Source organism: Shewanella saliphila, from assembly GCF_014648295.1.
GTDB lineage: Bacteria > Pseudomonadota > Gammaproteobacteria > Enterobacterales > Shewanellaceae > Shewanella > Shewanella saliphila.
Genome location: NZ_BMQV01000004.1, coordinates 1 through 18,381, shown reverse-complemented (window position 1 = coordinate 18,381; position 18,381 = coordinate 1). Strand labels below are relative to the sequence as shown.

Below are 18,381 nucleotides of genomic sequence, written 5' to 3'. Positions count from 1 at the left end.
TCCCAGATAATTACTTAACGTGCTGACGATATTGTTCAATAAGCTCGATGAAATGATCGAACAGTGGCGCGGCATCATTTGGGCCTGGGCTTGCTTCAGGGTGACCCTGGAAACTAAACGCTGGCTTATCGGTTAAGTGAATACCTTGAAGTGAACCATCAAATAACGATTTGTGCGTGACCTTAATGTTGGCAGGTAATGTCGCTTCGTCAGCAGCAAAACCGTGGTTTTGGCTGGTAATCATTACATTGCCTTGCTCAATATTGCTCACAGGATGGTTTGCACCATGGTGACCAAATTTCATTTTTAAGGTTTTTGCACCTGAAGCTAAAGCAAGTAACTGATGGCCTAAACAAATACCAAATACCGGCGTATCAGTTTTTAAGATTTGCTGAATAGCTTCAATGGCATAGTCACATGGTTCTGGATCACCTGGGCCGTTTGATAAAAACACCCCATCAGGGTTCATCGCCAGGACTTCTGCAGCAGAAGTTTTTGCTGGCACAACAGTCACGTCACAACCGCGGTCAACAAGCATGCGTAAAATATTACGTTTTACACCATAATCGTAAGCCACAACTTTGTATTTAAGCTCAGACTCTGGCGTATCAGACGGTAAACCACCGACTAATTTCCAGCTACCTTTGCGCCATTGATAGGCTTTATCGGTAGTGACTTCTTTGGCTAAATCCATGCCTTTCAAGCCAGGGAATGCTTTTGCATCCGCCAAGGCTTTTGCTTCGTCTAGGTCTCCAACCATAATACAACCGGCTTGAGCCCCTTTTTCACGCAGAATTCGAGTGAGCTTGCGAGTATCTATATCAGCAATACCAACCACATTATTCGCTGTTAAATAATCGCTTAATGATTGTTGATTGCGGAAATTACTCGCCAAAAGCGGTAAATCACGAATGATTAAGCCACACGCATGAACCGCATCCGATTCGGTGTCTTCATCATTGGTACCCGTGTTACCGATATGTGGGTAGGTTAATGTTACTATTTGGCGTGAATATGAAGGATCCGTCAGAATCTCTTGATAACCTGTCATTGAAGTATTAAATACCACTTCACCAACAGAGATACCGGTAGCACCAATAGCGGTGCCAGAGAAAACGGTTCCATCTTCGAGTACGAGTAAGGCAGACTGTGTCAACGCGACCTCCAGAAAAGAGCCAAGCCACTGAAATTATGAGTTTTTATTTTGCGCTAAAATACCAACTTCCGCTTTAATACGAAATTTTGACAAATTCTGTCGATTATATAAGAAATTGGTAATAACGTCTATGTTGTGCGGGATTGTTTTCAAAAAAAAACACCAATAAATGGTGTTTTTAATTGTTAATGTAACCCAAGCACTTGCTGCATGTCGTATAGACCTGCATTTTGATCGGAGAGCCAATAAGCCGCTCTCATTGCCCCATTTGCAAAAGTCATCCGACTCGATGCTTTATGGGTAATCTCTAACCTTTCGCCTATATCTGCGAACATTGCGGTGTGTTCCCCCACAATATCGCCAGCACGAACGGTTGCAAAACCTATGGTATTAGGGTCACGCTCACCAGTGATACCTTCACGGCCATACACTGCACATTGCTCTAAATCGCGACCTAACACATCAGCAATCACCTCACCCATTTTTAAAGCCGTACCCGAAGGCGCGTCCTTTTTATGGCGGTGATGCGCTTCGATTATTTCGATATCGGTATAATCACCCATAACTTGTGTGGCTAATTCAAGCAGCTTCCACATCACATTAACACCCACAGACATGTTAGGTGCTAACACAACAGGAACTTGTTCAGCATAGGCATTAATTTGCTCTTTCTGAGCATGATTAAAACCCGTGGTGCCGATCACTATGGCTTTATGATTTTTAGCGCACCAATCAAGGTGAACAATTGACGCCTCAGGAGAGGTGAAGTCAATCAACACATCAAAATCATCTACCACGCTATCCAGTGAATCAGTGATAGCCACATTCATGGTACCCACACCAGCAAGTTCGCCAGCATCAACACCAATTAAGCTTGAGCCCACTCTATCAATGGCGGCACCCAGTTTAATCACTTGTTGCTGTTTAGCAGACTCAATCAAAGTACGGCCCATACGGCCACTGGCACCCACTACAGCAATTCTCACTTTAGCAGTCATAAATATCTCCCAGTGTTGACTGAAAACAGCTTATACAAAAACGCCTAAGTTAACTTAGGCGTTTTTAGTGTTGTTAGATAATGTCTAACAACTCAACTTCGAATACCAAAGCCGAGTATGGCGGGATTGAAGCACCCGCGCCACGTTCACCGTAAGCTAAGTGATGTGGTACATATAATTTAAGCTTAGTGCCTACAGGCATTAACTGTAATGCTTCAGTCCAACCAGCAATTACGCCAGATACTGGAAATTCTGCAGGCTGACCACGAGTCACTGAACTGTCGAACACGTCACCATTAAGGAAAGTACCGTGGTAGTGAGTACGCACAGTAGAATCGTATGTTGGCTTTTCGCCGTCACCTTGTACTAATACTTCATATTGAAGACCAGACTCAGTTACAGTTACGCCATCACGTGTTGCGTTTTCAGCTAAGAATGCATCACCTTCAGCAGTAGCCGCTGCAGCAGCAACTTCTTGAGCTTCTTGTAGACGACGGCTGATTTCAGTGAAAGCAACTTGTAGCTCTTCCATTGTGACTTGGCTTTCTTTACCGGCAAATGCATCAGCAAGACCAGCTTGGACAGCAGGAATATCAATACCTTCAAAAGAATTTGCAGCTAGTTGCTCGCCCATTTGACGACCTACACCGTAGCTTGCATGCTGTTCCATCGTGCTGAACAAATCTGACATAATTAAATTTCTCTCAATAATTCATTAAAAATTCGCACGAGAGTTTATCACAATAATTTACTCTCATGTTGGCAAAAAACATTATTTAACTTGAGCAATTTTACACTCAGTCAAAGACTGTTTTCTTGCCTGTGTATAAAGTGGCATCACTTGATTTTGTGCCGCTTGTAAGTCTTCGATACGATGACTATGAGATGGATGCGTAGACAATAACTCGGGCCCTTGATCACCACCTGCTTTAGCCATATTTTGCCACAAAGTAATACTTTTTTCAGGGTTAAAACCCGCTTTAGCCATTAACTCTAACCCGACGATGTCGGCTTCTGACTCTTGGCTACGACCAAAGGGTAAAATGATCCCGACATTGGCCCCTAACCCCAGTGCGGCCATGTATAAATCTTTATTGGCTACTCCAGAGGCACCAATTGCCGCATCGGCAACTTGCATGCCCAGACCGGTTAACTGCGCGCGCGACACTTGCTCGTTACCATGTTGCGCTAACACGTGAGCCACTTCATGGCCCATTACCGTCGCAAGCTGGTCTTGATCGGCCGCCACGTTTAATAAGCCGGTATACACCCCAATATGGCCACCAGGCAGCGCAAAGGCATTGATTTGGTCAGACTCAAAAAGCACCACATTCCATTGCTGAGATTGATCGGGCAACACCGCCACAATGCGCTCGGCGATACAATTAACATAATCAGTCTGAGCTTTATTTTGACTGATTTTTTCACTTTGCTTCATGGTCTCAAACGACTGTGCGCCCATTTGCTGCATTTGCGCATCAGAAAACAACAAGGTTTGCCCACGTCCAGTCGGCGATTGGTTATTAACACAACCTGACAATAACGTAGCAGCCAATAAGGTTAGTGCAACAGCTTTCATCATCTCTTCCTTTTACATTAAGTCGTTAAACATAATCCATGATCTAACTAATTTTATACTCATCCCATTAGCGAATGCATTACTTGCTCATGCTAGACTAGCGTGTCGACTTTCGTTTAACGAAATCACTCGCACTGCGTTTATTCATGGTGCGGCGGTTAGCTTGTTTATCACGTGGGGCACGTTTACTACTGCCGCTCAAAGGCTTATCTGTAACGGCAAAACCAACAAGTTCATGTAATGGCAAAGCTTGGATGGTTAATGTGTTAATGGCTTCTAGGTAAGCCATCTCTGAGTGACTCACCAATGACAGTGCGACCCCAGTTAATCCTGCCCGCGCAGTGCGGCCAATACGGTGCACATACACAGCCGCTTGTGAGGGTAAATCAAAATTAATCACCACAGGTAGTGCATCAATATGAATACCACGAGCCAACACATCGGTAGCCACTAATACATTAAGCGGTCCCGATTTGAATTGTTGAAGTGTTTGACTGCGCAGCGCTTGCTCTTTGTCCCCATGAAGCGCCGCCGCTTTGACACCTGCTTTAAGCAATTTTTTACACAATGCATCAGCATCGGCTTTAGCATTAACAAACACTAATACTTGTTGCCATTGATTAACTTGTACCAAATGAATCAACGCTTGCGCTTTGCTGCCTTTATTGACGTGATAGACGATTTGCGCAATATCATCAACCGCACTATTGAGTACCTGAGCTTCAATACGCTTATGAGTGGTAGACAGGATTTGCTGAGCCAATTCATTTAATACAGCTGGCATGGTAGCCGACAATAACAATCTTTGTCCCACAGGCATCATGGAGATAAGCGTATTAATATCATTAATAAACCCCATATCCAGTAACCTATCGGCCTCATCTAACACCACACTTTGCACTTGGCTAAACGTCACCACACCTTGTTGAGCTAATGCTAATAAACGTCCGGGGGTCGCCACCAATATTTTGGCAGGAGTGGTTAATCGCTCTATTTGACATTCAATCGCTTCACCGCCACACGCATGCTCAACACGTAAGCCAAGCGATTGTGCTAAGGGTTGCAAGTTTTGGGCAACTTGTTGGGCTAACTCTCTGGTCGGCACAATCACCACTGCAGCCAAACTTAATGCTGAAGTCTGGCTAATTCGCTGTAAAATAGGCAAGCCATAAGCATAAGTTTTACCGCTACCCGTTTGCGCTAAAGCCAACACATCCTGGCCATTCAATATGGCAGGAATGGCCAACTGCTGAACCCGACTTGGTGCAGTAATCATTGCTGGCAAAGCTTGCAATAGCGCCGAGCTGAGTGAGAGATCAGAAAATAACATGGATAACGCCTAATAATGACTACAAACCGAAGATGACTTATTGTACACGCCAATAAAAAAGGCTGCTTACCACAGTAAACAGCCTTTAAAAGAGGTACTAATTAACGTAATTAACTGTTTAAGTCCTGAAAGAACTTTTTAACCCCATCAAAAAAACCTTCAGCTTTTGGGCTGTGCTTTTTTGATTCGCCAGTTAATGTGGCTTCAAACTCACGCAACAACTCTTTTTGTTTCTCGTTTAAGTTCACCGGTGTTTCCATGACCACTTTACACAGTAAATCACCTACTGCGTGACTGCGGACCGACTTAACACCTTTGCCGCGTAAACGGAACATACGTCCAGTTTGGGTTTCTGTTGGAATTTTAAGGCTCACTTTACCATCAAGTGTTGGCACTTCAATTTCGCCGCCCAGAGCCGCTTTACTGAATGAAATCGGCACTTCGCAGTATAAATTGTTGGCATCACGGGTAAAGATGGCGTGTTCACGCACACTCACCTGAACGTATAAATCGCCTGGAGGTGCGCCAAACTCACCGGCTTCGCCTTCACCAGAAAGACGAATACGGTCTCCGGTGTCAACACCAGCAGGAATCTTAACAGACAGTGTTTTGCTCTTTTCAACACGGCCTTCGCCATGACACTTACCGCATGGGTCTTTGATAATTTTACCGCGACCATGACAGGTAGGACAGGCTTGCTGCACCGCAAAGAAACCCTGGCGCATTTGTACCTGGCCTTGGCCATGACAGGTGCCACATGTGGTTGCAGAAGTGCCTTTTTTAGCACCGCTACCATCACATAAATCACAAGTTGCCAGTGTTGGAATACGTAATTCTTTCGTTAAGCCACGGACGGCTTCTTCTAACGATAACTCTAAGTTGTAACGTAAGTCGCTGCCGCGTGCTGCTTGACGTTGGCCGCCACGACGTCCACCACCAAAAATGTCACCAAATACATCACCAAAAATATCGCCAAAATCACCTTGGCCACCGCCATGTCCACCCCGGTTAGGATCAACGCCTGCGTGGCCAAATTGATCGTAAGCGGCTTTTTTGTCGCTGTCGGTTAAAATTTCGTACGCTTCTTTAATTTCTTTAAAGCTGGTTTCAGCGGCTTTATCACCCGGGTTACGGTCAGGGTGAAACTTCATCGCTAAGCGCTTATACGCTTTTTTAATTTCGCGTTCGCTGGTGTCACGTGAGACACCAAGAACTTCATAATAATCACGCTTTGACATAGTGTTCTGTTTCTCGAAGGTATGAGTAAGTCGCTAAACTTAATTTATACAAACGGGCGTGTGAGGATAACCCCAACGCCCGCTTCAATGGTAACTAACTGAAATTGTTAATTACTTCTTGTCGTCTTTTACTTCTTCGAACTCAGCATCAACAACATCATCAGCAGGTTTTGATTGGCCGGCATCTTGTGCTTGACCTTCTGCGCCACCTTGAGCTTGTGCTTTAGCTTGGGCAATTTCCATTAACTTAGCAGACGCTTCAATAAGAGCTTGAGTCGCTGTATCCATTGCTTCTTTATCTTTGCCTTTGATAGCAGTTTCTAATTCAGTAATAGCAGCTTCAATCTTCTCTTTTTCGTCGCTAGGTAAATCGTCACCCGCTTCTTCAACTTGTTTCTTAGTTGCATGTACTAAGCCATCAGCTTGGTTACGTGCTTGCACTAATTCTTCAAATTTCGCATCTTCATCAGCGTGAGCTTCTGCATCACGTACCATTTGTTCTACTTCTTCATCTGATAGACCAGAGTTAGCTTTAATGGTGATGTTTTGTGCTTTACCGGTTTTCTTGTCGGTAGCAGATACTTTTAAGATACCGTCTGCATCGATGTCGAAAGCCACTTCAATTTGTGGTTGACCGCGTGGTGCAGGCTCAATCCCTTCTAGGTTAAATTGACCTAGTGATTTGTTGTAGCTCGCTTGCTTACGCTCACCTTGAAGCACGTGAATCGTTACCGCACTTTGGTTGTCGTCTGCTGTTGAGAACGTTTGGCTTGCTTTAGTCGGGATAGTGGTGTTCTTCTCGATAAGCTTAGTCATTACGCTACCCATGGTTTCGATACCAAATGATAACGGGGTTACGTCAAGTAGTAGTACGTCTTTCACTTCACCAGAAAGCACACCAGCTTGAATTGCAGCACCTACGGCTACGGCTTCATCTGGGTTTACGTCTTTACGTGGCTCTTTACCGAAGAAGTTAGTTACCGCTTCTTGTACTTTAGGCATACGAGTCTGGCCACCAACTAGAATCACTTCGTTGATGTCTGAAACTGATAAGTCAGCATCAGCTAGTGCGACTTTTAACGGCTCTAAAGAACGTTGAATTAGGTCTTCTACTAATGACTCTAACTTAGCACGAGTAATTTTAACCACTAAATGCTTAGGACCTGTTGCATCAGCAGTGATGTAAGGCAAGTTTACTTCAGTTTGGTTAGTGCTTGAAAGTTCGATTTTTGCTTTTTCAGCTGCTTCTTTCAAACGTTGCATTGCTAACGGATCTTTACGTAGATCTAAGCCCTGGTCTTTTTTGAATTCATCAGCTAAATAGTTGATTAAACGGTTGTCGAAGTCTTCACCACCTAAGTGAGTGTCACCATTGGTTGCTAATACTTCAAATGTTTGGTCGCCATCGTTGCTGTCGATTTCAATGATAGAGATATCGAATGTACCACCACCTAAATCGTATACTGCAACAATGTTATCGCCTTGCTTCTTGTCAATACCGTATGCTAACGCAGCCGCTGTTGGCTCGTTGATAATACGCTTAACATCTAGACCCGCAATACGGCCAGCATCTTTAGTTGCTTGACGTTGTGAATCGTTAAAGTAAGCAGGAACAGTAATTACCGCTTCAGTGACTTCTTCACCTAAAAAGTCTTCTGCAGTCTTTTTCATCTTTTTCAAGATTTCAGCAGATACTTGTGGTGGAGCCATTTTATTGCCGTGCGCTTCAACCCAAGCATCGCCATTATCTGCAGCGATAATTTTGAATGGCATGATGTTTACGTCACGTTGAACTTCGTCATCTTTAAAACGACGACCGATTAAACGCTTAATTGCAAAGAAAGTGTTCGCAGGGTTAGTCACTGCTTGACGCTTTGCTGGTTGGCCGACAATAGTTTCATCATCAGTGTAAGCGATGATAGAAGGAGTTGTACGATCGCCCTCTGCGTTTTCAATTACGCGTGCTTTGCCGCCATCAAGGACAGCCACACAAGAGTTTGTCGTGCCTAAGTCGATACCAATAATTTTGCCCATGGGGTCCTCCAAAAATTGACGTTAGTCGTCACAAATATGTTATTTGATGTTGATATGGGGGTGAACTTGGTGCTTTTCAACCTTTAAGTTGGTTAACTTACCTTTCACGTTTTGCCGCTCATATCAGCCTTGATACCTATATTGGGACAACAAAGTGAAATACAAGGGCAAGATCAAAAAATTTATGCCATTTTGCTGATATATATAGATACAGGCTAAAATAGACCTAGATGATAGGGTTTACCTTTGCAGCAGACCTGGCGTAATCACAACTAACGGTCGCGAATGCCGTACGATTAACACGCACAAAAAACAACCTAAATATTTGATACAAAACACGATCAAGTGTTATAACAATATTTCGATAAATTGAGTACGAAAGTAAAATAGAGGGATATCGGCAATGGGACTGCCAAGATGGAATTTTAGCGACAGTACTGAACGTAAAATACGCATTGTTATCTTAACGATTGTAGGCTTAATCATGGCCTATGAGAAATTTTATGGGGTAAGTAGTACTCAATACCCGGCAATGTATTTATGTGTGTTTGCCCTTATTGCAACCATCATGACAAACTCTGTTCAGCGTCGTTATTTCACATTTGTCATGGAATACGCCCAAGCTTTTCGCATTGTCGCCATTCTAATGACCTGCGCTTTTTTCATTATTTGGTTATTAACCACCTATGAGCGATTTACCTTACCTGCAGCCCCAAGCCACCTTATTTACAATTTATAAGCTGTGATTGCACCATAAAATAAGGGCGCTAATTGGCGCCCTTATTATAAGTGATGATTAATATAATTTATGGCCTGCTGGTATAATCTCCCCAGGCAAGCCACTTGTAAGTGGTTAATGCATCAAGCGCCATCGGGCCGCGTGCATGCAATTTTTGTGTACTCACCGCCACTTCGGCGCCTAAACCAAATTGAGAACCATCGGTAAACCGAGTGCTGGCATTAACATACACAGCCGCTGAGTCTACCTGGTTCATAAAGTGTGCTGCGGCGTGTATATCATCGGTTAAAATGGCCTCAGAGTGACCACTTGAATATTGCCTAATATGCTCAACAGCCACATCGATATCACTGACAACTTTAATGCCTAATGTTAACGATAACCACTCAGTTGAAAATGACTCATCATGTGCCGCTGTCACATCAAAACCCAAACCATCTAAATGCCCTGCCGCTTTGTCACAGGCATGAAAACGCACACCAAGCGAATGCAAATGTGAGGCGATATTGGGAATAAATGCTGCAGCAACATCCTGATGTACTAATAAGGTATCTAATGCATTACATACCGTCGGGCGCTGGACTTTCGCATTCGTGATAACATCAATTGCACGCACTAAATCAGCGTGTTTATCGACAAATAAGTGGCAAATCCCTATCCCCCCTAAAATGACCGGAATACTTGATTGTTCCGCACACAAGCGCTGCAAATTTTGGCCGCCACGTGGAATGATCATATCGACATATTTATCTAAACGCAGCAAACCGCTAACAATACTTCTGTCGGGCGAGTCAATCAGTTGCACCGCATCTTGCGGCAACTTCTGCATGGCGAGTGCTGAACGTATCACCTCGCTCAACACTTTGTTTGAGGTGATCGTTTCTTTACCACCACGCAAAATTACTGCGTTACCGGTTTTAAGGGCTAATACGGCAATATCGACAGTCACATTGGGGCGCGCTTCATAAATCACCCCGACGACGCCCAATGGCACACTGCGACGTGTAAGGCGTAAGCCATTATCAAGCACTCGGCTTTCAGACTCATTACCGACAGGGTCGGCAAGTGCAATAACATTGTCGATATCGGCAATAACGCCCGCGAGACGGCCTTCATCCAACATCAAGCGGTCAATCATCGCGTCGGTTAAACCATTCGCTTTGGCATTGGCCACATCTTGGGCGTTGGCCTGTAAAATATCATCTTTACGCTCACCCAATTGATGAGAAATTTCCATCAACAAAGCAGATTTTTGTTTAGCGGAAAGTGAGGCCAAAATAAAGCTTGCCGCTTTTGCACGCTGGCCAAGTTGTGTTAAATATTCTGTTTCAGAGGCTGACATATGCTTATCCTTAGTTATTCAGTACGACCATATCATTACGATGAATGACCGCATCTCCGTAGTCATAGCCCAGTAAGTGCTCTATATCATTTGAGTGCTTACCGCTAATTTTAGATAAGTCATTGGCGCAATAACGGCTCATGCCTTTGGCCAACACCTTACCTTGCTGATCAATAATTAATAACGTGGCACCGCGATCAAATTTACCTTCAACGGCAACAATACCTTTAGACAATAAACTGCGACCATTGGCCACCACCGCGGTAGACGCGCCGGCATCGATGACAAGCTTACCTTGAGTTGCAGGGCCAGCCAAAATCCACTGCTTACGGCTTTCTAGCGGGTTTTCAATTGCACTAAAATGAGTACCAACAGATTCACGGTCTGCAACTTTAGTGATCACATCAGGATGATGACCCGACGCGATGACGACTTCTATACCAGCACGACGGGCAATATCAGCCGCTTCGAGTTTAGTCGCCATTCCCCCAGTGCCTAGGCCCGATACAGACCCCCCCGCAAGTAAGCGCAAACTGTCATCAATATTCACCACTTGTTTAATCAATTGCGCATCTGGATTAGTGCGCGGATCGGCGTCAAATAAGCCTTTTTGATCGGTTAGCAAAATCAATAAGTCAGCGTCACATAATAAGGCTGCACGGGCTGATAAATTGTCATTATCACCCACCTTAATTTCATTAGTGGCTACCGCGTCATTCTCATTAATAATCGGGATAATATTGTTCGCTAGCAGTGCATTTAAGGTGTCTCGCGCATTGAGATAGCGTTCGCGATCATGCAGATCAGCGCGAGTGAGTAATAACTGCCCCACATGTAAACCGTAAATACTAAAGAGTTGTGACCAGGCTAAAATTAACTGACTTTGGCCTACTGCTGCCAATAATTGTTTATTTGCCATAGTGTCGGGAAATACGGGGTATTGCAGGTGTTCGCGCCCAGCCGCTATTGCACCCGATGTGCATAAAACGACTTCAACACCCGCATGCATTAGCTGGGTCATTTGCCTTGCTAATTCCACCATGTGTGCTTTATCAAGCTTTTTACTGCCCGATGTCAACACACTCGTCCCTAACTTAACCACTACACGGCGATAACCCATTATGTCACTCAGTTAACTAAAAATATTCGAATTATTTTTATACCCAATTCGGTGACTAATTCATAGTGAAAGCCACTAATACTGGGCTTTTTTTATCATTGCACAACAAAAAAGGGCCCAAAGGCCCTTTTTGTTGATCAACTGTTGATAAATCAACTCATCAACGGATCATTAACTGTAAGCAAATTTAGCAATAAACAGCGCTGCTACAACCAATACGCCTGAATTCAAATCTTTAAATCGACCTGTCATCATTTTAATTACCGCATATGAGATAAAGCCAAAACCAATCGCATTCGCAATCGAAAAGGTTAATGGCATCAATAAACATGTTACGACAACTGGCGCCGCTTCGGTTAAATCTTCCCACTCAACGTTCACTAAACCAGACATCATTAGAATGGCGACATAAAATAATGTTCCGGCAGTGGCGTATGCAGGCACCATTCCTGCCAATGGTGAGATAAACAGCGACGCAATAAACAACAAACCAACAACCACGGCTGTTAATCCGGTACGCCCGCCGGCACTTACACCCGCAGTACTTTCAATATAACTAGTGGTAGTTGATGTTCCTAGTGCAGCGCCAGTAATGGTCGCAACACTGTCGGCAGTCAACGCGCGCTTAACGCGAGGTAAACGGCCTTTATCATCAAGTAAACCACCACGCTGAGCTACGGCAACCAAAGTACCAGAGGTATCAAACAAGTCGACAAATAAGAAGGCAAAAATAACCGACAACATGCTCACTTCAAGCACGCTTGATAGGTCCATTTTCATGAAGGTTGGCGCAATTGAAGGTGGCATTGAAACCAGCCCGTTATATTGCACATCACCAAATAACAAGCCTAAAACTGTCACAATCAAAATACTGAAAATGACCGCCGCTTTAAGTCCGCGTTGCACCATAGCGATAATCAAAAAGAAGCCTAATGCTGCCATCATCGCAGGGAAAGACGTGATGTCTCCCATAGTGACTAGGGTTGCAGGGCTTGCCACTACAATACCGGCACTTTTTAAACCAATTAACGCTAAAAATAAACCGATACCGGCTGCAATACCAAAACGCAATGACATTGGAATACTGTTGACAATCCACTCACGGATTTTCACTAACGATAAAATCAAAAAGCACACGCCAGACATAAACACCGCACCTAATGCGGTTTCCCAGCTATAACCCATCTCACCCACTACTGTGTAGGTGAAAAAGGCATTTAATCCCATCCCTGGAGCTAGAGCGATAGGATAATTAGCTAATAATCCCATAATTAAACAACCCACAGCAGCCGCTAAGCAGGTTGCGACAAATACTGCACCGTGATCCATTCCGGCGTCAGCTAACATCATTGGGTTAACAAAAATGATGTATGCCATGGTTAAAAACGTGGTTAAACCGGCGACAGCTTCTTGCTTTAGGCTGGTGTTGTTTTGTTTTAATTTAAATAATTTTTCTAACATGGAACAAGGTTCCTTGGGTAAGGGTTAAATTTAAATAATTGTTTTAATTGCAATAGGTGGGGTTAGCTAAGTCATTAAGCTGTCACGCAACACAATAAAGCAGTATAACGGGATCATAAAACCAACAATGTGAAGCTATGCCAACTTTAAGGGGGGAGATTATAATTATTTACCGCGCTGATAGCTATAAACCGCTTTTTTATTCAAAGATTTCAGTTTTTTATACAGCGAATTAATAAATTTGAGGCAAAAAAAAGCCTACTCAGAAGAGTAGGCAGACATGTTACAAGCATCCCATATGGGGAAAGGAAAGCTAGCACCACTTAACGTGATGTGGCGATAAATTAACTAATTTACCACCTTGTCTAAAACGTCAAACGAGACGAACAAAAGGTTGATGGATATTAAAGCGACTTTAAGAGGGTCAATTCTTAAAGTTTCATGGCGAATATACCGCCACGTAAAACGGTTACGTCAGCAAACCAAGTGTTTTGCCAATAAATTTTGCTGTTACCTGTGTAAGACATAGTCTTTCTCCTGAATAAAGTTAAGTTGTATAAACCTAGTAAAGCTTGGCTCGGTTCCTTGGAACGTACATTTCTCAAATCCGTTGAGACAACTTGTCACTCAGATCCTTGGAGGCTATATCCATCCTGGATTAACTAGAGTCGACAATCACAATGCTTGTCGACGAGAAGAATTATACAAAAATGTAATTTAATTACAAGCATTATTTGCTTTAATTCACAAAAAACGTTCTAAAAGTGATTTTATTACAAACTTTCGTATTAAAACTATGTACAACTATTGTTGCAAAGTTGTTTGCATTACCATTACCCATACAAAAACAACAACTTAAAGCATAAAAAACTACAAGACCGCAAACTGTAATAAAGTAACCAACGGGCTAGCGGTTGGCTTACCATATAAAGGATCGCCCTCTACAGCGCTACCTGCAATATCAATATGGGTAAAAGGCAACGCCGTTTGCCCTAAGCCCGATGCGTTAATTAAAAACGCTGCTGGATATTGATGTCCTCGAGCAGTAATGGATGACGGACCGTTATTAGATGACACCACATCAGCAGCACCATTTTTATCTGCCACTTTAGCAAAATCCTCAGGACGTAGGCGTGACACTTCAAATGGCTCGCCCCATTGCTCACCCGTCTGGGCCAATAACGTTGCTACACCTTGGTTTTTAGCCTCACTATTTTCAACTAATGCCGGATAACCGCCATATGCCCTTACAACATGACCCGTTAATGTTGCTACCGAAAACAACTGAGGATTAATTGCGCTTTGTGCTTGAATACGTAAATGCGACAATAAATCGGCAAGCACTAAACGCCCTTCTGCATCGGTATTGCCAATACGCACTCGCATGCCTGCATGACTGGTAATGATCTCATCTGTTACAAAGGCATCGCTACCAATACTGTTTCTCACCAAACCAAGCTCCGCAACGACCTTTACCCCTTTGGGTTTAATAATGGATAATGCTTTCATCAACCCTGCTACAGCTGCGGCACCGCCTTTATCACGGCTCATACCCGCCATTGAGCCAGCCACTTTAATATCCGCGCCGCCCGTATCGTAAACCACCCCTTTACCGGCAAAGAATAAGGTCTTAGTTATGGTACCCTCGCCGACATATTCAAGTTTCACCACTCGAGGGTGATGGCGCGCAACATCAAACGAGCTTCGGCCCACTGCGCTTAATAACGGGTAGTCAGTAGTTAACTGATCAACCTGGTCTATGACAGAAACCGCTAATCCGCTATCAGCAAAAGCATCCACACAATATTGGGCAAAGCCCATGGCAGACATACGCTCAGGTTCGGTGCCGCAAAGATCTCGCGCCAGTACTCTTCCTGATTCTGCTGCGTTAATTAACATGCTATGAGATGCGCTATTAAGCAGGCCTATAGCGGTTAAGCTTGGGGTTAATGTCTTTGCTTCGCGCGCTTCTAGTGGTTGCCATAACTCTTGCCCACATGCTAATGCAGCAACTTGTTGTGCATTTTGAAAGCGCGTATCACTTACCGCTGGCACTACAAGTAATGGTTTAGTCGCACCTGCGGCTTTTGCAATAGCAATGCCCTCACGCGCAGCTTTAGCAAACACACGTACATCATGGTAAGCATTATCAGTATCTGCCACTGGTGAAATAATTAAACGCCCACCGGCTAGGCCTGGCGCAAACAGTAAAGTGGCACTTTGGCCAACACGCATATCAATTTGGCTAGCATGGGCTGCCAGTAAATTAATTTCATCTTGCTTAATATCAGCAAGGCTCGGCGCAATAACCACCACAGCATCCCAACCTTCACCTTCAAAAATGGCTTCGTCACTGGTGACATCAATGAAAGGCACTTGAAATGCTTGCGCAGTTTGATTTATTTGAGTCATAAAAGTCCTTATTCAACAATAGCGTTATTGGTTCATAATTATTTACAGATTTGTGGTCTAAACCTTGGCAAATCGGTGTGGCAATATCAAGTAACACCGCAGAATATGTTAAAATAGTCTTACATCTGTCGTATCCGACTGAATTCTTCATAGAGGGCGTTTCGTGACTGCATTAACTCAATTATATCCTCAGCCTCTTTGGCAATGGTTTGAACAAATTTGCGCTATTCCACATCCTTCAAAACATGAACAGGCGTTATCGCAACATATCCAGCAATGGGCTAAAGCTCAAGGGCTTGCTGTTGTTGAAGACAAAGTAGGCAATTTAATTATTCGTAAGCCTGCTACGCCAGGCATGGAAAATTGCAAAACCGTGGTGCTACAAGCACACATTGATATGGTGCCGCAAAAGAATGCCGACAAAGTGCATAATTTTGAAACCGATCCAATCGAAGCCTATGTTGATGGTGACTGGGTTAAAGCCAGAGGCACAACTTTAGGCTCTGACAACGGTATCGGCATGTCTTCAGCGTTAGCCGTTCTTGGCTGCTCTGACATTAAACATGGTCCACTAGAAGTCTTACTTACCATTGATGAAGAAGCAGGCATGACCGGTGCTTTTGGCTTAGAAGCCGGCTACCTTGATGCCGACATTCTGATTAACACCGACTCAGAGCAAGAAGGTGAAATCTACATGGGGTGTGCTGGCGGTGTTGATGCACAAATCAGTGTGCCTATGTCATGGCAAGCTCCAGAGCAAAGTAATGCGAGCTTCTCATTAACTATGTCGGGCTTAAAAGGCGGCCACTCAGGGGTGAACATTCACCTAGGTCGTGGTAATGCCAACAAATTACTGGCCCGTTTTTTGTTTAAATACAGTGACGAGTTAGCACTTGAGTTAGTCAGCTTCTCGGGTGGTTCACTGCGTAATGCCATACCGCGTGAAGCCAATATTGAATTTATGCTACCAAGCGAAAATGTTGCTGCGCTTAATGAGGCTATAGCAAGCTTTCAAGCATTAGTGCGCGCAGAGTTAGCCATTGCTGACCCAGATATGTTACTGACCTTAGCTGAAATTACCGCACCAGCAAAAGTGATGGGCGAAGATGCACAAAACACCTTAATCGATTTACTTCATGCCAGCCCGAACGGGGTGATCCGCATGAGCGATGAAGTGGAAGGTGTCACTGAAACCTCACTTAATATTGGTGTGATTAGCACCGAAGATGAGAGCGTTGAAGTGTTATGCCTTATTCGTTCATTAATCGACTCTGGCCGTGAAGAAATTGCCGGTACACTCACTGCATTGGCAAACTTAGCTGGTGCCAGTATTGATTTAAGTGGTGCTTATCCGGGCTGGAAGCCTGACAGTAGTTCACCAGTGATGGCCATTGTGCGTGACACTTATAATGATATTTATAAGAAAGACCCGACCATTATGGTTATCCACGCAGGTCTTGAATGTGGTTTATTTAAAGAGCCTTATCCGCTAATGGATATGGTCTCGATTGGACCAACCATTCGCTACCCACACAGCCCTGATGAAATGGTGAACATCACCACTGTTGGCCAATACTGGGAATTATTATTAGCCGTGCTAGCGCGTATTCCAGCAAAAAATGCCTAATTATGCGTAAATAACTCAATTGAATAATAAAGGCGACGTTGATGTCGCCTTTATTGTTTCTGCGCAATCTAAAATGCTAAGTCGAGCTGAGTCAAATTGGCATCAGCCTCATTGTTGTTAGCCGCAGTCATATCAGCTAAGCCTATACTCACACCGATTAACCTTATTCCACGACCTTCGGCACGTAATAACGCTTGTTCAAGCAGTTGGTAAAACACATTCACCGATATCTCATCACTGCGCTGTTCAATGGTGGTTTGTTTAAAGTCATTAAACTTGAGCTTGACGACTTGCTTGTTCACTATACGATCTTTAGCGCTGCGTTGTACCCGCGCACTTAACTCCTGGATAAGCTGTGGCAGTACTTGATGACATTGCTCTAGGGTGAATATGTCCTTGGCTAAGGTGGTTTCAACGCCTACCGATTTGCGAACCCTGTGCGGACTAATTTGGCGATGATCAATCCCTTGTGATCGCTCGATAAGTACATGACCAAACTTACCAAAAGCCTCAATGAGTTTGGCTTGCGGATACTGTTGTACATCAAAACACGTTGTTAAGCCGATATCAGCCAACTTTTGCGAGGTCACTTTGCCCACTCCGGGAATTTTGCTTAACGGTAAGTCTTTAACAAAGTCACTGATTTGGTTAGGGGTGATCACATATTGCCCATTGGGCTTGTTTAAATCTGAGGCAATTTTGGCTAAAAACTTGATAGGCGCGACACCGGCAGATGCGGTTAAACCTGTCACGGCAAATATCTCATCGCGTATTGCATTAGCAATTAAAGTGGCACTGCCTTTATGTTCGGTGCAATCGGTGACATCAAGGTAAGCCTCATCCAATGACAAAGGCTCGACTAAATCGGTATAACGATGAAAAATTTCGCGTATTTGCCCTGACACAAATTTATATACATGCATCCGTCCGGGCACCAAAATTAGCTGCGGGCACAGTTGCAAAGCATGATAACTCGACATAGCACTGCGCACACCAAACTGGCGTGCTTCATAACTGCAGGTACTTATCACGCCTCGGCGATCGCTTCTACCACCTACGGCAATGGGCTTTCCTCGTAACTCCGGAAAATCGCGCATTTCAACGGCAGCAAAGTAACAATCCATATCGATGTGAATGATTTTACGCATTCTTAAACCATCACTGAATAATTCAACTGATTTCATATTACTGTATATAAAAACAGTATTCAATCGATCAGAAACATCGAGTAGGGTGAGGCGTCACCGCCCCATCCCTCTCACAGAACCGTACGTACGGACCTCGTATACGGCTCATGCATACTTCCATTCAGCATAGTTGCTGAACACATACCCTGTCCTATCAT

At 44.0% G+C, this 18,381-nt stretch carries 14 protein-coding genes; 2 read left to right on the top strand and 12 right to left on the bottom strand.

Going from position 1 to position 18,381, the window contains the following annotated elements; genetic code table 11:
- Positions 1-10: 10 nt before the first annotated feature.
- The 7 genes from carA to dnaK form a co-directional block, all read right to left on the bottom strand.
- Complete coding sequence (gene carA / locus IEY48_RS03300) at positions 11-1,168, bottom strand: glutamine-hydrolyzing carbamoyl-phosphate synthase small subunit (protein ID WP_188917448.1); 1,158 nt, start codon at positions 1,166-1,168, stop codon at positions 11-13.
- Positions 1,169-1,341: 173 nt separating this feature from the next.
- Positions 1,342-2,154: a 4-hydroxy-tetrahydrodipicolinate reductase gene (gene dapB, locus IEY48_RS03295; protein WP_188917235.1), complete on the bottom strand. Its 813-nt coding sequence runs from the start codon at positions 2,152-2,154 to the stop codon at positions 1,342-1,344.
- Positions 2,155-2,227: 73 nt separating this feature from the next.
- On the bottom strand, positions 2,228-2,845 hold the full coding sequence (gene bamJ / locus IEY48_RS03290; RefSeq protein ID WP_188917233.1) for a BamJ family beta-barrel-assembly machinery protein: 618 nt from the start codon (positions 2,843-2,845) through the stop codon (positions 2,228-2,230).
- A gap of 81 nt (positions 2,846-2,926) precedes the next feature.
- Positions 2,927-3,733, bottom strand: coding sequence for a M48 family metallopeptidase (locus IEY48_RS03285; RefSeq protein WP_188917446.1), 807 nt, complete (start codon positions 3,731-3,733; stop codon positions 2,927-2,929).
- 97 nt (positions 3,734-3,830) lie between these two features.
- On the bottom strand, positions 3,831-5,063 hold the full coding sequence (locus IEY48_RS03280; protein ID WP_188917230.1) for a DEAD/DEAH box helicase: 1,233 nt from the start codon (positions 5,061-5,063) through the stop codon (positions 3,831-3,833).
- 110 nt (positions 5,064-5,173) lie between these two features.
- Positions 5,174-6,301 (bottom strand): molecular chaperone DnaJ, encoded by a 1,128-nt coding sequence (dnaJ, locus tag IEY48_RS03275; protein ID WP_188917228.1) that lies wholly within the window; start codon positions 6,299-6,301, stop codon positions 5,174-5,176.
- A 111-nt stretch (positions 6,302-6,412) separates the two neighbouring features.
- Entirely contained in the window at positions 6,413-8,335 is a 1,923-nt protein-coding gene (dnaK, locus tag IEY48_RS03270) for a molecular chaperone DnaK (RefSeq protein WP_188917226.1), read from the bottom strand.
- 403 nt (positions 8,336-8,738) lie between these two features.
- Here dnaK and IEY48_RS03265 point away from each other — a divergent pair, with 403 nt between their 5' ends.
- On the top strand, positions 8,739-9,074 hold the full coding sequence (locus IEY48_RS03265) for a hypothetical protein (RefSeq protein WP_188917218.1): 336 nt from the start codon (positions 8,739-8,741) through the stop codon (positions 9,072-9,074).
- A gap of 67 nt (positions 9,075-9,141) precedes the next feature.
- On the opposite strand, the gene IEY48_RS03260 is transcribed toward IEY48_RS03265, so the two are convergent.
- The 4 genes from IEY48_RS03260 to IEY48_RS03245 form a co-directional block, all read right to left on the bottom strand.
- Positions 9,142-10,416, bottom strand: coding sequence for a glutamate-5-semialdehyde dehydrogenase (locus IEY48_RS03260; RefSeq protein WP_188917216.1), 1,275 nt, complete (start codon positions 10,414-10,416; stop codon positions 9,142-9,144).
- A 10-nt stretch (positions 10,417-10,426) separates the two neighbouring features.
- Positions 10,427-11,536, bottom strand: coding sequence for a glutamate 5-kinase (proB, locus tag IEY48_RS03255; protein ID WP_188917214.1), 1,110 nt, complete (start codon positions 11,534-11,536; stop codon positions 10,427-10,429).
- Between the two features lie 171 nt (positions 11,537-11,707).
- Positions 11,708-12,997 carry an NCS2 family permease gene (locus tag IEY48_RS03250; RefSeq protein ID WP_188917212.1) on the bottom strand — a complete coding sequence of 430 codons (1,290 nt, stop codon included), beginning with the start codon at positions 12,995-12,997 and terminating at the stop codon, positions 11,708-11,710.
- Between the two features lie 870 nt (positions 12,998-13,867).
- Positions 13,868-15,409, bottom strand: a complete 1,542-nt coding sequence (locus IEY48_RS03245; protein ID WP_188917210.1) for a M17 family metallopeptidase — start codon at positions 15,407-15,409, stop codon at positions 13,868-13,870.
- Positions 15,410-15,572: 163 nt separating this feature from the next.
- On the opposite strand from IEY48_RS03245, the gene IEY48_RS03240 reads away from it, so the two are divergent.
- Positions 15,573-17,036 carry an aminoacyl-histidine dipeptidase gene (locus IEY48_RS03240; protein WP_188917208.1) on the top strand — a complete coding sequence of 488 codons (1,464 nt, stop codon included), beginning with the start codon at positions 15,573-15,575 and terminating at the stop codon, positions 17,034-17,036.
- A 68-nt stretch (positions 17,037-17,104) separates the two neighbouring features.
- Here IEY48_RS03240 and dinB read toward each other — a convergent pair whose 3' ends face one another.
- Positions 17,105-18,184 (bottom strand): DNA polymerase IV, encoded by a 1,080-nt coding sequence (gene dinB / locus IEY48_RS03235; protein ID WP_188917206.1) that lies wholly within the window; start codon positions 18,182-18,184, stop codon positions 17,105-17,107.
- Between the last annotated feature and the right edge of the window lie 197 nt (positions 18,185-18,381).